The organism is Photorhabdus noenieputensis (assembly GCF_018448935.1).
Lineage (GTDB): Bacteria > Pseudomonadota > Gammaproteobacteria > Enterobacterales > Enterobacteriaceae > Photorhabdus > Photorhabdus noenieputensis.
Genome location: NZ_RCWC01000004.1, coordinates 66,625 through 81,110, shown reverse-complemented (window position 1 = coordinate 81,110; position 14,486 = coordinate 66,625). Strand labels below are relative to the sequence as shown.

Genomic DNA, 14,486 nt, shown 5'->3' with positions numbered 1-14,486 from the left:
GACCGCTTCCCTGACAAAACCGGCAACAGTATCTGATATTAAACATATTTTCAGCTTAGTTTCTCAGTCTCATCCCTTATATAACAACAGATAAAAAAAGAGCATAAGATAATGACTTTTTGCCATTAGCCACATTGTTAGCAATTACCAAAATAGAATTTACCTCTATTATTCCGGTTCTTCATTTTTCAGTGATTTTCATATGCCCACTATATTTAAGCATATCGATAAAACTATCTACTAACGATTCCGCTTCTTTCTGAATATCAAAACTATCTGGTGCAAATAACCAATTTTCCAACAAGCCCGTTATCAATCCTCTTAACATGATAGCCGCTCGCCGCAGATGAAGATTATAAGGAAGCTGACCTGATGCGATACAATCAGAAAGAGACTCTTCAATACGAACATAGTCTGCAACACACAGCTCCTGACGGACTTCCACCAAGGCAGACATTTCACCGACAAACTCACATTTGTGGAAAAAAATCTCCATTAATAGCCGGTTTTTCGGATCATCAATGACCGACGTCAGGATATGGATGATTAAAGTTCTTAAAATCAGGAGTGGATTATTAGGATATTTTGCTTGATACTCTTTTTCTAATTCGTCAATCTTAGAATCTGTTATTCTACAAGCTTCGGAAAACAGGTCTACTTTATTTTTAAAGTGCCAGTAAATCGCCCCTCGGGTTACGCCGGCCGTTGTGGCAATATCTGTCAGTGAAGTAGCAGAGACACCGCGCTCAGAAAACTCTTTTATAGCTGCGTCTATAATCTGTTGCCGGGTCTCCTCAGCCTGTTGTTTAGTTTTTCGTGCCATACACTCTAATTTTAACCTAAAATGGATTTACATACATTCACGTATGTTTGTATTATAGCATGCTGTTATTAATGGAGTAATGGTTTTACGGATTGAAGGGTCAACATCTAAAAATATTGAGGTTTACTTATGCGAATAAACAGGGGAGTTTTGCCTCTGGCTACAGTACTGGTATTCTCAGGCAGCTTAGCTCTTTCAGGATGTAACGACAAAGGCTCTCAGCAAGTTGCTGGGAATCAACAGGCTCCTGAAGTCGGTATCGTGACGCTGAAAAATGAACCTCTGATGGTCACGACAGAACTTCCAGGCCGAACGTCAGCCTTCCGCATTGCAGAAGTTCGTCCACAAGTAAGTGGTATAATTCTAAAACGAAATTATAAAGAAGGTAGCGATGTAAAAGCAGGCACATCTTTGTATCAGATAGATCCAGCAACTTACCAAGCTGACTATGACAGTACTAAAGCCGATTTGGCAAAAGCTCAAGCTAATGCAGAGATCGCACGCTTGACAGTGAACCGATATAAGTCACTGTTAGGTACAAACTATGTTAGTCAACAGGAATTTGATAAAGCCAGCGCTGACTATGCTCAAGCGAATGCTATAGTACAGGCAGCAAAAGCGGCTGTAGAGACTGCCCGTATCAATTTGGCATATACCAAAGTTACAGCGCCGATTAGTGGTCGTTCCGGCAAATCTACTATAACTGAAGGTGCTCTAGTTTCTGTTGGTCAGCCAACAGCCCTGACAACTGTTCAACAACTAGATCCAATTTATGTGGATGTCACTCAGTCAAGTGATGATTACCTGCGTCTTAAAAGTGAAATCGCCAAAGGTGTTGTGCAGAAAGGGGACAGTAAGGCTAAAGTTCACCTAATCATGGAAAATGGTAAAAATTACAGTGAAACAGGCTACTTGGAATTCTCTGATATTACTGTAGATGAAACAACAGGCTCTATCACTATCCGTGCAATATTCCCTAATCCAAATGAAGAGTTATTGCCAGGCATGTTTGTTCGAGCAAAACTGGAAGACGGTATTCGCCGGAATTCAATACTAGTTCCTCAGCAAGGAGTTACCCGTACACCTCGTGGTGAAGCTACTGTCATGGTGGTTGGTGCAGACGAAAAAGTTGAACCACGCATTATTACCGCTAACCAAGCCATTGGTGATAAATGGCTAGTAACTTCCGGTCTGAAAGCAGGTGATCGGGTCATCGTTACTGGTTTGCAAAAAATTAAACCCGGCATACCGGTTAAAGCAGAAGAAGTGGACCTAAATGCAAAATCTGCTGCGAACCAAGCTGAACCTGCGAAAAAGTCTTAATTTAGGAGTCGGTGATTCATGCCTAAGTTTTTTATAGATCGGCCAATCTTTGCATGGGTAATCGCAATTATCACCATGCTGGCTGGGCTGCTGGCAATTATGAAATTACCCGTGGCGCAATATCCTACTATCGCACCACCGGCGATTTCTATCTCCGCAACTTATCCCGGCGCAGATGCCACCACTGTACAAAACACAGTTACTCAGGTTATCGAACAGAACATGAATGGTATCGACAACCTGGTTTATATGTCTTCCGACAGTGATTCTGCTGGAAACATGAATATCACACTAACCTTTGAAGCAGGTACTAACCCCGACATTGCACAGGTACAGGTACAAAACAAGCTGCAACTCGCTATGCCTCTGTTACCACAAGAAGTTCAACAGCAAGGAATACGCGTAGATAAGTCCACAACCTCTTTCCTGATGGTTGCCGGATTTATCTCTGAAGATGGTTCCATGTCACAGGACGATATCTCTGACTATGTTGGTGCAACTGTCAAGGACCCTTTAAGTCGCGTAACCGGTGTAGGTGATACAATGCTTTTCGGTAACCAGTATGCCATGCGTATCTGGTTAAATCCTGACAAGCTCGTTAACTACAAAATGACGACTCTGGATGTAATAAATGCAATCAAAGCGCAAAATAACCAAATAGCCGCCGGTCAATTAGGAGGAACCCCTCCCGTTCCAGGTCAACGCCTGAATGCTTCGATCATTGCTCAAACACGTCTAACTTCACCGGAAGAGTTCAGTAATATTCTCCTTCGCGTCAATACTGACGGTTCTCAGGTCCGTCTGAAAGATGTGGCAAACGTGGAACTAGGTGCAGAAAGCTACAACATCATTGCCCGATATAACGGTAAACCTGCTGCGGGTATCGGTGTCAAACTAGCGACAGGCGCTAACGCTTTGGATACATCCAAAGCGGTAAAAGAAGCGCTAAAAAATATGGAACCTTTCTTCCCTCACGGGTTGAAAATCGTCTATCCATATGACACCACACCATTCGTTAAAATCTCTATTAACGAAGTGGTAAAAACACTCGTTGAAGCAATTATGCTAGTGTTCGTGGTAATGTACCTATTTCTCCAAAATTTCCGCGCAACACTTATTCCAACCATTGCGGTTCCAGTCGTGCTTTTAGGAACATTTGCAATACTCGCTACATTTGGCTATTCAATAAATACATTAACCATGTTTGCTATGGTTCTTGCCATTGGCTTACTGGTAGATGATGCCATTGTTGTGGTAGAAAACGTTGAACGTGTTATGCAGGAAGAAGGTCTATCGCCAAAAGAAGCAACCAGGAAATCAATGGGACAAATCCAAAGCGCCCTAGTTGGTATTGCAATGGTGCTGTCTGCTGTATTTATCCCAATGGCTTTCTTCGGCGGTTCAACCGGTGCAATTTATCGTCAATTCTCGATTACTATCGTGTCTGCAATGGTACTATCTGTGCTGGTAGCCTTAATCCTGACGCCAGCTCTATGTGCCACTATGTTGAAACCCATTGCCAAAGGTAGCCACGGCAAGCAGACCGGCGTCTTTGGCTGGTTCAACCGCATATTTGACAAAAGTACCCACCACTACACTGACAGTGTTGGTCGCATTTTGCGCAACACAGGACGTTATTTGGTAATTTATGTATTCCTGGTGGCTGGTATGGCCATCATGTTCACACGTTTACCATCCTCCTTTCTTCCTGAAGAAGATCAGGGAGTATTGCTGACAATGGTTCAATTACCTGCGGGGGCAACACAGGAACAAACAGAGAAAGTTCTGGATAAAATAAGCGATTACTTCAACACAGAAGAAAAAGATCGTGTGGTTTCTGTCTTTACCGTCAGTGGCTTTGGTTTTAGTGGTCAAGGGCAAAACACTGGGTTGGGCTTTATAAGCTTGAAAGACTGGGGTGAACGTCCTGGCGCTGAAAACAAAGTACCTGCTATTGTTGCCAGGGCTAGTGCTCACTTCCAGAAAATCAAAGAAGGTATGGTTTTTGCCTTTAACATCCCGGCAATTGTAGAGTTAGGTTCAGCAACCGGCTTTGATTTTGAATTAATTGATAAAGCAAACCTTGGACATGACAAACTGACAGAAGCCCGTAACCAATTACTTGGCATGATACAACAGCATCCAGATATGTTAGTAGGTGTTCGTCCTAATGGTCAGGAAGATACTCCTCAATATCGGCTCAGGATCGATCAGGAAAAAGCTGAAGCTCTCGGTGTTTCCATCGCTGATATTAACTCAACACTCAGCACGATGTTTGGTAGTAACTATGTGAACGACTTTATTGATCGCGGTCGCGTCAAAAAAGTTTACGTTCAGTCGGAAGCATCTTATCGTATGTTGCCAAGTGATATTTACAAGCTGTATGTCCGCAACAAACAAGGTGAAATGGTTCCATTCTCTGCCTTTGTAGATACATCCAAAGAGCCGTGGACCTACGGTTCACCACGTCTGGAACGTTACAACGGTTTACCATCAATGGAAATTCTGGGTGAAGCAGCTCCAGGTAAAAGTACCGGCGATGCAATGGCCCTGATGGAAGAGCTGGCATCTAAGCTACCAAATGGAATCGGTTTTGACTGGACAGGTATGTCCTATCAGGAACGCTTGTCCGGTAATCAGGCTCCAGCTCTGTATGCATTATCATTGATAGTGGTATTCCTCTGTCTGGCAGCACTATATGAAAGCTGGTCAATTCCATTCTCAGTTATGCTAGTAGTACCGTTGGGTATCGTTGGGGCCTTGTTAGCAACAACATTCCGCGGTTTGGATAACGATGTTTACTTTAAAGTTGGCCTGTTAACCACTATCGGTTTGTCGGCGAAAAACGCGATACTCATCGTTGAATTCGCCAAGGATCTGATGGAAAAAGAAAGCAAGGGGTTGATAGAAGCTACGCTAGATGCGGTAAGAATGCGTCTTCGCCCAATCCTAATGACATCACTAGCATTTATGTTAGGTGTTATTCCCCTAGTATTGAGTAATGGTGCAGGCTCCGGCTCTCAAAACGCGGTGGGTACTGGGGTATTAGGCGGAATGATTGCAGCAACCTCGCTAGCAATCTTTTTCGTGCCAGTATTCTTTGTGGTTATAAAACGACGTTTCAGTAAGAAAGCGGAGGAGATTGAATCCGCGTCAGAATCTCATTAAATGCTACCAACAATAACCAGAAGGCCGTCAAATCGGCCTTCTTAAATATAATAGCTGCTTCCATCTGGTAAGATTCTGATCATTAATCTATCCGCTTAATTTTTAAGTGATTTTGTTTAAATTTAATTATGATCACCACTTATGAGTATAAAATAGCTTTAAAAATCCAAGCATTAGTGACTTTAATAAAATTAATATGAAAGTTGTCGGACAAAAATTACTTTATCTTTTTTTACACTAAATGACAAAAAACAATACCAGCACATAGTGACTTATGTAATAATGATGTTATATTCATTGATTATTGTAGCCATCAGGCTATAATCTGCCGTTACTGGTATCTGAGAGTAATACTGTTTTATATAAACCTACATATTAACTCACACATACTAGCCGATATTTATAGTTTATTGAGTTAAGGCATGAATTTTTGTTAAGAGCTGATCCTGATTTACCAGAAGCAAATCAGAGCTATCTGTAAAAAAGATAAATAATCCCAAAGAACGATTATAGATACATAATAATAATCTCTCGAAAAAAATTTTATAATACGTGTATATGCTAGTGTTTAACTCAAAAAATTAAGTCATGGCATATACAGGAAGATCAACATAGCATGGATGAATATTCACTCAAGATGACATAATATTGATGAATTAAAATGCTTATGTAAGAATCTAAGGCAAGAGGCACTTCTAGTGCAAAGTACACAGAGATGAGACTGGTTGTGAAAATAATTTTTACATCTCAGGATAGTTTAAAGCTAAACAAATAGATCGAATACATATCAACTTTCGTTTGGTACTTTAAAATAAAATATTCTGATGATTTCAACCTTCTCACTTGAACTGATAAATGTATTGATGATACATATAGTTACATCTTGTCTGGAAACAAATTCAGATTATCGTTTCCAGACTTATGGAATGGTAAAAACTAATGAGTGCTCAACCAGCGTTCTGTTACAGGATTTAAATTGCTCCTTGAGCAAAATTTGATTGAATATTTCCCTCAATAATTTTTTATATATGTTAAATAAGAAAGGCGATTATGACTAAAACTGATTATCTGATGCGTTTAAGAAAATGCACCACGATTGATACACTAGAACGTGTGATTGAAAAGAACAAATATGAACTTTCAGGAGATGAGCTTGAACTATTCTACTCTGCTGCGGATCACCGCCTAGCTGAGCTGACCATGAATAAACTGTATGATAGAATTCCACCTTCAGTATGGAAATACGTTCGCTAAAATAGTCTTTATCAGATAGGAAAGTGATCCGAGCCGGTAAAGTGCTATCGGCTTATTTAAATCACCAATTTATTTAGGTTATTGGTAAAATTGGCGAGGGCTCTGCCAGCGACATCCCGGCACACACATCCCCTGCTATGGCTGCTTCCTTCCGGACCTGACCAAGTTAACAAGTTAGCGTTGCGGGAGAACCAACAGAGCCCCCATTGTGACGTGCTGCTTTAACTTCAAAGCGGCGCTATTATCATTCATACCTACTTAAATAGCAAGACAAGCAGGCCCGAATGCTGATTTATTGCACATTACAAGTGAATACAATTAAGAAAATGTATTATCTAACAGCTTTCAACGTAATTTCGATATCTTTAGTCTTCCCATTATTAATCACTTCGTATGCTGTATCTGTAACAAACATCAAGCGACTATGCAGCGAAACAGAAGCACTGACAACAATGCGTGCCCCTGGCTTAATTTTGTCTGATTGATAAGGTAAAACAAAATGGAAAGGTGATTGTTTCCCACCTAAACGCTCAACCTTCTGAGACAGAGTAACTGAAGGCGCATCAAGCAAAGATACATCAGATAAAGCTACTGTCAGAACAGCATCTGCTGGCAATGCTATACGCTGTAGTATATTAATATTACCTTCAACAAAAGACCGTTTCATTGGATTTTCAATCTCTTCCACCTGAGTACCTACTACCTCAGCACCTTTGGCATTACATCCGACCAAAGCAACCGCTAGTAATACGCCAGCGGGGAGCTGCCATAACTTCATACACATTCCTCCGTTATTAACTAATCTGTATAAATATTAAAATAAATTGAAATATCAAACCATTAAATCTAAATCATTTGAATTATAGATTAAAAAATTGAATATAAAACACCAATAAATCTCATATTCTTTATTGCCCTACTGCCAGGACTTAAAACATTTACAATTTAGTTATTTATTAATCATCTATTAATGAGACAATAATCATCCCTTGTACTCTCGATAACCTAATAGAAAACAAAGGCGTATTATGAGCAAGTCATTACAGAATCTGATAAATTTGATGAAATTGGAGAAGATTGAGGAAGGTATTTACCGAGGACAAAGTAAAGATCTCGGTTTTCCTCAGGTTTTCGGGGGGCAAGTGATTGGTCAGGCGCTGTATGCAGCCAAACAAACCGTTGTAGATGACCGGATGGGCAACTCTTTCCATAGCTATTTCTTACGCCCCGGAGACAGTCACAAACCTATCGTCTATGATGTTGAAATTCTACGTGATGGAGGAAGTTTTAGTGCCCGGCGAGTCAGCGCCATCCAGAATGGCAAGCCTATCTTTTATATGACCGCCTCATTTCAAAGTCACGAAGAAGGTTTTGAACACCAAAATATAATGCCGGATGTGCCATATCCAGAAGAACTTATCCCTCAAAACGAAATCGTGAAAAAGATGTCACATCTACTGCCACAGAAGATGCAGAACATTCTGCTCTTCCCCTGCCCGCTAGAAATGAGGCCCGTAAAATATCACAGTCCATTTAATTGTCCACCGGAAGAACCTATACGCTATGTTTGGTTCCGCAGTAACGGCGATATGCCTGATGACCCTTTTATTCATCAATATCTACTTGGCTATGCCTCCGATTTTAACTTTCTGCCAACAGCATTACAGCCACATGGCGTTGGGTTCCTTGAAAAAAATATTCAGATAGCAACAATTGACCATTCTATGTGGTTCCACCGCCCGTTTAAACTAGACGACTGGCTACTATATGCTATAGATAGTCCGTCAGCTTCCGGTGCCCGAGGTTTTGTTCGGGGACAAATTTATAATCGTGAAGGGATACTTGTTGCTTCCACTGTACAGGAAGGTCTGATTAGGAAACGCAATAGATAAATGAATAAGGCAGCAAACTAAGAAATCAGCATCACATTTTATAGTCTTATTGCTGCCTTTTAATATTACAACTTAATTATAAGCACTCTCTCCATGAGAATTAATATCCAATCCTTCCCTTTCAACTTCAACTGTAACCCGCAACCCTACCAACAGCTCTGCTATTTTAAAAGCAACAAAGGCAACAATAACTGACCAAACCACACAAACCAGTATACTAAAAGCCTGAATACCAACTTGCTCCAACATGGTTATACCCTCTGCATGGCCGGTTCCTCCCAAAGATTTCGCCGTAAACACCCCAGTCAGGAGGCAACCCACGATCCCACATACGCCGTGTATACCAAATACATCACATACATCGTCAACACGTAACCATCGTTTTAACGCCACCACCCCCCAAAGTCCGGTAAAACCAGCGATCAGACCAATGACTAATGCACCACCAACCCCCACCATTCCGGCAGCAGGTGTAATACCAACCAACCCAGCAATACAGCCTGAACATGCCCCTAAAAGCGACGGTTTATTACGGAAAAGCCATTCTGCAAAAACCCATGACAGGATAGCGGCGGCAGTCGCCACAATAGTATTTAAAAATGCCAGAGCAGCTATCTCATTAGCAGCACCCGCTGAACCAGCATTAAAACCAAACCAACCAATATAGAGCACAGCAGTACCAGTGAAGACCATCGGCAAATTATGTGGTTTAAATGCCTCTTTCCCAAAACCAGTACGTTTTCCTAGCAAGTAAGCACCAACTAATCCAGCTACAGCAGCGTTAATATGGACAACCGTACCACCAGCAAAATCCAATGCTCCATCCTGCGAAAGTACACCACCACCCCAAACCATATGCGCCATAGGCAGGTAAGAAAATGTCAACCACAGCACACTAAAAATTAGCAAAGCCGAAAAGCGAATACGCTCTCCTAATGCACCAATAATCAAAGCAACTGTGATACAAGCGAAAGAACCTTGAAATGCCACATAAATTAGCTGATAAAAATTGCCACTTAAGTCAGTGAATGCCAAATTCTTTAGCATCATTTGACTAAAACCACCGAAAAAACCATTCCCTGGCTCAAAAGCCAGGCTGTAACCATAAATCACCCACAATACACATACTAAAGCAAAGCTCACCATGACCTGAGCCATTAGCGATAAAACATTTTTACTCCGTAGCAATCCACCATAAAACAGAGCAATTCCCGGAATGGTCATAAACAAAACAAGGACAGTGCAAATCATCATAAAAGCATTATCCGCTTTATCAACAACGCCTTCCGCAGCCTGAGATAATGATGGTACACAACTGGCCACAACACCAGCAGCCACTGAGAATTGTCTTTTCATACCTATCTTCTCTATCAATGAGTTACAGTGCCGCATCGTTAGTTTCTCCTGTTCTAATACGAATAGCCTGTTGTAATTCAATGACAAAGATTTTACCGTCGCCAACTTTTCCAGTGAAAGCTGATTGCTGAATAGCATGAATTACCTCTTCAACTAATTCATCTGCTACGGCAATATCTATCTTTATCTTAGGTAAAAAATTGACACTATATTCAGCTCCACGATAAAGCTCCGCATGCCCTTTTTGACGCCCAAATCCTTTTACCTCTGTTATGGTTAACCCCTGAACACCAAGACCAGAGAGAACTTCCCGAATATCCTCCAATTTGAATGGTTTTATAATTGTCGTAATGAGCTTCATATATCCCCCTTCCATCCGGCTATTATGTTTGCAATAAGGATATAGCAAGGGGTGTGCCAGAAACTAAAAACATATAAAAATCAAATAATAAAGAGAATAAAAATTATGGAAAAATAAGAAAGGAGGAGAGCAGCGAATATACTCTCCCTTGAGTGCACCGAATCAGTGCAAATCTGATTAAACTAGCACCTCGTTCTCAGAGATTGTGGCACATTCATTTAGCGTCTCACCTACTTGTTGCAACTGATACATCTGATAATAACGCCCACGACTTGCCAATAATTGTTGATGGCATCCCTGCTCAACAACTGCACCACGATGCAGCACCAGAATAGTATCAGCCTCCACAATGGTAGACAGACGATGAGCAATCACGATTAATGTTGTTTGTTGACGGATCAATCTCAAAGCCTGTTGTACCGCCTGTTCCGTACCAGAATCAATATTTGCAGTCGCTTCATCAAGGATCAAAATTTGTGGCGTTTGCACCAACACTCTCGCCATAGCAAGCAATTGTTTTTGGCCGGCCGACAACGTATTACCCTGCTCGCCTAAGATAGTATAAAGCCCATCAGGCAATGTACGTACTAATTCAGCTAATTGAACAGTTTCCAGTACTTGCCAAACCTTTTCTTCTGAAATATTCCGACCAAGCGTAATATTGTCAAAGAAAGTGTCAGCAAGAACAACCGGGTCCTGCTGAACTATTGCCACACCATTGCGTAATACCGAATGAGACAAAGATGATACAGGCCGGCCATCAAGATAAATTTCCCCTTTCTGCCACGGGTAATACCCCATCAGCAAATTTGCCAACGTACTTTTACCACTGCCGGTATGACCAACCAAAGCAACAAAACCATGAGCTGGAACTTGTAAGTTAATATCTTGCAAAACTATTTTTCCATGCCGGTAGGAAAAACTGACATTTTCTATATCAATTCGACCACTGGACAGTGGCTGACTATCTATGCCATAACCTTGTTGAGGGCTATCCATTAATTCAAATATTCTTTCACCAGAAACAACAGCTTGTTGCAAAATCGATTGCTGAGATGTCAGTTCAATCAGTGGTTCATTCAACCGCCCCAAATAGTTAATAAAAGCATACAGTACCCCAACACCAATCGCCCCTGGCTCGCTAATGCCAAACAACACGATAAGACCGCACAATACCATAGCAGATAGCAAACTCAGTAATGGGCGCAACAAAAGTCCATCCAATCTCAACGCTTGTATTCTCGCCTGATAATGAGCCCGACTGGTTGACAACATACGTTCACCAAAACGCGCCTGCTGCCGGAACTGCTGAACAACACTCATTCCGTTAATAACTTCATTAAACTCATCATTAATATCAGCCAAATAACTACGCACCCGACGAACAATCGGTGTACTAAAATGCTGATATATCGCCATAACAAGCAATACGGCAGGAAAAATAAGAATTGCAATCAATGCCATGCGCCATTCCAATATAAACATGGCAATCAGCATCGCACCAATCAATGCCATGCTGCGAAATACCGTAGGAACTACATTGACATAAAGATCTTTAATGACTTCAGTATCATTCGTTACACGGGAAATTAACTGCCCTACCGGTTGATTATCAAAAGCACTCAGAGGCTGGCGCAATGCTGCATTCATCACATCAGTACGAAGTTGCTGAACCACATCAACTGACACTTGATTGAACAATAAAGCTTGAAAATAGTGTAATACAGCCGTAATCAGTTGCAGAGCAATAAAAGTTATAGCCAACCCGATAACCACTCTAGTAGGCATATTACCCGTTGCGACCATATTATCGATAAAGTAACTAATGAGAACCGGACCACTGACTTCCGTAATTGCAGCCCCCCATAACATGAGTACAGCTAGCCCCAACGGCTTACGATAATTCTTGCCATAAACCAGCAAACGCTTCAGAGACGGCCACAATTGACGAACTTTAGTCATCTTTATCTCCTTCTACTGTTTCCTCATCATCCAATGCTGCTTCAAGTTGCTGATAATAATACATATCACGATACCATCCTGACTGCTCCGCCAGTTGCTGATGCCGTCCCTGATGTATAACAGAACCTTGATGCATCACTAGGATATTATCAGCATCAGTTAATGCAGACAGGCGGTGAGCACTAATAATAACCGTCCGTTGTTGCCTCCACTGACTGAGGTTTTGTAGGATATTATGTTCAGTTTGCCCATCAACCGCAGATAAAGCGTCATCCAGAATCAAAATCTCTGCATCTAAAAGTAATGCTCTTGCAATGGAAATACGCTGTTTCTGACCACCAGAAAGCATTACCCCACGCTCGCCTACTTCTGTCTGATACCCCTCAGGTAAACGAAGAATATCCTCATGAACATTGGCAAGGCGGGCAACTTCTTCAATTTGTTCCTGTGTTGCATTAGGACGCCCCAAAGCGATATTCCTGGCAACAGTATCTGAAAATAAAAAAGGGGTTTGATTGACAACAGCAAATCGTGCTCGCCATTCATCTAACCTGATATCCGCAATTTTGAACGACTGGAAAAGAATTTCTCCATCAGTCACATCAAATTGTCTCTGTATCAGCGCAAGTAGTGTACTCTTACCTGAACCAGTTGGACCACAGATGCCTAATAACTGTCCAGGTAATAACTGGAAACTAATTTGACTGAGAACAATTTTGTTACTTTGCGGATAATTAAACGCTTTGATATTCACATCCAGAATACCGCGTTCAGGCAATAAATGACCACTACCATCCTCAATGACCGGAAGTTCTTGTAACAAACTACGGATACGACTATAAGCGGCACTTCCCCGTTCAACGATATTAAACATCCATGCCAGCGCCAACATTGGCCAAATCATTAAGCCAAGGTACATCACAAAACTAGTAAGCTCACCAAGTGTTAAAACACCATTCAACACCATCCAACTACCACCACCGATAGCCAGTAAATTCGACATACCAATGGCAATAAAAATTGTTGGATCAAATCGAGCATCCACCCTAGCAACATACATATTCTTACGACCGGCTTCCACTGCAACTTGTTCAAACTGATTTGATTGCAAATCTTCAAGGCCGAACGCCTTAATCATACGAATACTGGTCAGACTCTCTTGAGCCTGGTTATTAAGAGCAGAAAATGCCCCTTGCGCAGATTTGAAGCGTCGATGAAGTTGATCACCATATCGTTTAATAATGATTGCCATAATCGGCATAGGTAACAGAGACAGTAAAGTTAATTGCCAACTAATTTGTATACTCATCATAATCAGCACTGCACAACCCATAACTAGCGAATCAACTAACGTAAGCACACCTTCACCAGCAGCAAATACTACCCGATCCACATCATTAGTAGCACGAGCCATTAAATCGCCCGTGCGGTGACGCAAATAAAATTCAGGGCTTTGTCGGCTAAGTTGCTGGTAAAAATTATTCCGCAATTTAACGGCTAATTGATATGACGCTCCAAACAACCATAAGCGCCATATATAACGCAAGATATAGACAATCAATGCGATAACCAGTATAACACCTGCCCACACCATCAATTGATAAAATGACATAGACGCAGTGCTGATCCCATCAACGATTACACCCACCAGATATGGAGGAATGAGTAGTAGAATAGAGATAATAATAAGCAGAGTCACTGCCCCAAGATAGCGACGCCACTCGCTACGGAAGTACCAACTTAATTGAGAAAACAATCTCACACGTGTATATCCCGAAATGAAATAGATAGTAGAAATGTTGAACGATACTCAGAATAATTGACTTAACGCAATGAATTAATAATTGGTTAATCTGGTATCGGTAATGCTGTAGTGTATTTGATTTTTTCCATTGCAAAACTCGATGTCACATCAATCAACCCCGGAACACCATTAACCATACGCTTGTAGAAAAGATCATAACTTTTCATATCTACAACTTCTACATGCATTAAATAATCACACTCACCAGCCATACGATAAAACGCCAGGACTTCTGGCATTTGCTTTATAAATGCAACAAATTGCTCATACCAACTACTGTTATGCTGCTGAGTTCTGATCATAACAATCACTGTCAGCCCTAATCCTAATTTTTCGCTATCAAGCAAAGCAACTTTGCCAACGATATAGCCTTCATCTTCAAGTCGTTTTAGCCGTTTCCAACAAGGAGTAGAAGTAAGATTAACAGCTTCCGCCAATGCATTCAGAGACAGACTACAATCTTTCTGTAGTAACTTAAGCAACTTGCGGTCTGTTTTATCCAACATAGCTACCTCTTATAGAAAATTTTTCCATAAAGAAACC

General features: G+C 41.2%; 11 protein-coding genes and 1 other RNA gene. 4 read left to right on the top strand and 8 right to left on the bottom strand.

Going from position 1 to position 14,486, the window contains the following annotated elements:
- Positions 1–181 precede the first annotated feature (181 nt).
- On the bottom strand, positions 182–823 hold the full coding sequence (acrR, locus tag EAE91_RS04745) for a multidrug efflux transporter transcriptional repressor AcrR (protein WP_214087480.1): 642 nt from the start codon (positions 821–823) through the stop codon (positions 182–184).
- A 129-nt stretch (positions 824–952) separates the two neighbouring features.
- Here acrR and EAE91_RS04740 point away from each other — a divergent pair, with 129 nt between their 5' ends.
- The 3 genes from EAE91_RS04740 (at position 953) to EAE91_RS04730 (ending at position 6,568) form a co-directional block, all read left to right on the top strand.
- Positions 953–2,146 carry an efflux RND transporter periplasmic adaptor subunit gene (locus tag EAE91_RS04740; RefSeq protein ID WP_214087479.1) on the top strand — a complete coding sequence of 398 codons (1,194 nt, stop codon included), beginning with the start codon at positions 953–955 and terminating at the stop codon, positions 2,144–2,146.
- A gap of 18 nt (positions 2,147–2,164) precedes the next feature.
- On the top strand, positions 2,165–5,314 hold the full coding sequence (locus EAE91_RS04735; RefSeq protein ID WP_214087478.1) for an efflux RND transporter permease subunit: 3,150 nt from the start codon (positions 2,165–2,167) through the stop codon (positions 5,312–5,314).
- 1,050 nt (positions 5,315–6,364) lie between these two features.
- The gene (locus EAE91_RS04730; protein WP_011147992.1) at positions 6,365–6,568 is read left to right on the top strand and encodes an HHA domain-containing protein; all 204 of its coding nucleotides are present in this window, start codon (positions 6,365–6,367) and stop codon (positions 6,566–6,568) included.
- 100 nt (positions 6,569–6,668) lie between these two features.
- Here EAE91_RS04730 and ffs read toward each other — a convergent pair.
- Together ffs and EAE91_RS04720 are read right to left on the bottom strand one after the other, a co-directional pair.
- Positions 6,669–6,765: signal recognition particle sRNA small type (gene ffs / locus EAE91_RS04725), an RNA gene on the bottom strand.
- Positions 6,766–6,899: 134 nt separating this feature from the next.
- Positions 6,900–7,352: a YbaY family lipoprotein gene (locus EAE91_RS04720; protein WP_244868666.1), complete on the bottom strand. Its 453-nt coding sequence runs from the start codon at positions 7,350–7,352 to the stop codon at positions 6,900–6,902.
- 244 nt (positions 7,353–7,596) lie between these two features.
- On the opposite strand from EAE91_RS04720, the gene tesB reads away from it, so the two are divergent.
- On the top strand, positions 7,597–8,460 hold the full coding sequence (gene tesB, locus EAE91_RS04715; protein ID WP_214087477.1) for an acyl-CoA thioesterase II: 864 nt from the start codon (positions 7,597–7,599) through the stop codon (positions 8,458–8,460).
- Positions 8,461–8,532: 72 nt separating this feature from the next.
- Here the strand turns inward: tesB and amtB are convergent, their stop codons facing one another.
- From amtB to EAE91_RS04690, 5 genes are all read right to left on the bottom strand, one after another.
- Positions 8,533–9,816, bottom strand: coding sequence for an ammonium transporter AmtB (gene amtB, locus EAE91_RS04710; RefSeq protein ID WP_214087476.1), 1,284 nt, complete (start codon positions 9,814–9,816; stop codon positions 8,533–8,535).
- 22 nt (positions 9,817–9,838) lie between these two features.
- Complete coding sequence (glnK, locus tag EAE91_RS04705) at positions 9,839–10,177, bottom strand: P-II family nitrogen regulator (RefSeq protein WP_049582557.1); 339 nt, start codon at positions 10,175–10,177, stop codon at positions 9,839–9,841.
- 177 nt (positions 10,178–10,354) lie between these two features.
- Positions 10,355–12,139, bottom strand: coding sequence for a SmdB family multidrug efflux ABC transporter permease/ATP-binding protein (locus tag EAE91_RS04700; RefSeq protein WP_214087475.1), 1,785 nt, complete (start codon positions 12,137–12,139; stop codon positions 10,355–10,357).
- Positions 12,132–13,901: a SmdA family multidrug ABC transporter permease/ATP-binding protein gene (locus EAE91_RS04695; RefSeq protein WP_214087474.1), complete on the bottom strand. Its 1,770-nt coding sequence runs from the start codon at positions 13,899–13,901 to the stop codon at positions 12,132–12,134. Before EAE91_RS04695 ends, EAE91_RS04700 begins: the two co-directional genes overlap by 8 nt.
- Positions 13,902–13,987: 86 nt before the next feature.
- Positions 13,988–14,449 carry an Lrp/AsnC family transcriptional regulator gene (locus tag EAE91_RS04690; RefSeq protein WP_049582560.1) on the bottom strand — a complete coding sequence of 154 codons (462 nt, stop codon included), beginning with the start codon at positions 14,447–14,449 and terminating at the stop codon, positions 13,988–13,990.
- Positions 14,450–14,486 lie beyond the last annotated feature (37 nt).

What these genes read in the sequence shown, in the direction of transcription:
- glnK (WP_049582557.1), bottom strand. Translation starts at nt 10,177, where the DNA reads ATGAAGCTCATTACGACAATTATAAAACCATTCAAATTGGAGGATATT.
- amtB (WP_214087476.1), bottom strand. Translation starts at nt 9,816, where the DNA reads ATGAAAAGACAATTCTCAGTGGCTGCTGGTGTTGTGGCCAGTTGTGTA.
- EAE91_RS04735 (WP_214087478.1), top strand. Translation starts at nt 2,165, where the DNA reads ATGCCTAAGTTTTTTATAGATCGGCCAATCTTTGCATGGGTAATCGCA.
- EAE91_RS04730 (WP_011147992.1), top strand. Translation starts at nt 6,365, where the DNA reads ATGACTAAAACTGATTATCTGATGCGTTTAAGAAAATGCACCACGATT.
- EAE91_RS04720 (WP_244868666.1), bottom strand. Translation starts at nt 7,352, where the DNA reads ATGTGTATGAAGTTATGGCAGCTCCCCGCTGGCGTATTACTAGCGGTT.
- EAE91_RS04700 (WP_214087475.1), bottom strand. Translation starts at nt 12,139, where the DNA reads ATGACTAAAGTTCGTCAATTGTGGCCGTCTCTGAAGCGTTTGCTGGTT.
- EAE91_RS04690 (WP_049582560.1), bottom strand. Translation starts at nt 14,449, where the DNA reads ATGTTGGATAAAACAGACCGCAAGTTGCTTAAGTTACTACAGAAAGAT.
- EAE91_RS04740 (WP_214087479.1), top strand. Translation starts at nt 953, where the DNA reads ATGCGAATAAACAGGGGAGTTTTGCCTCTGGCTACAGTACTGGTATTC.
- tesB (WP_214087477.1), top strand. Translation starts at nt 7,597, where the DNA reads ATGAGCAAGTCATTACAGAATCTGATAAATTTGATGAAATTGGAGAAG.
- acrR (WP_214087480.1), bottom strand. Translation starts at nt 823, where the DNA reads ATGGCACGAAAAACTAAACAACAGGCTGAGGAGACCCGGCAACAGATT.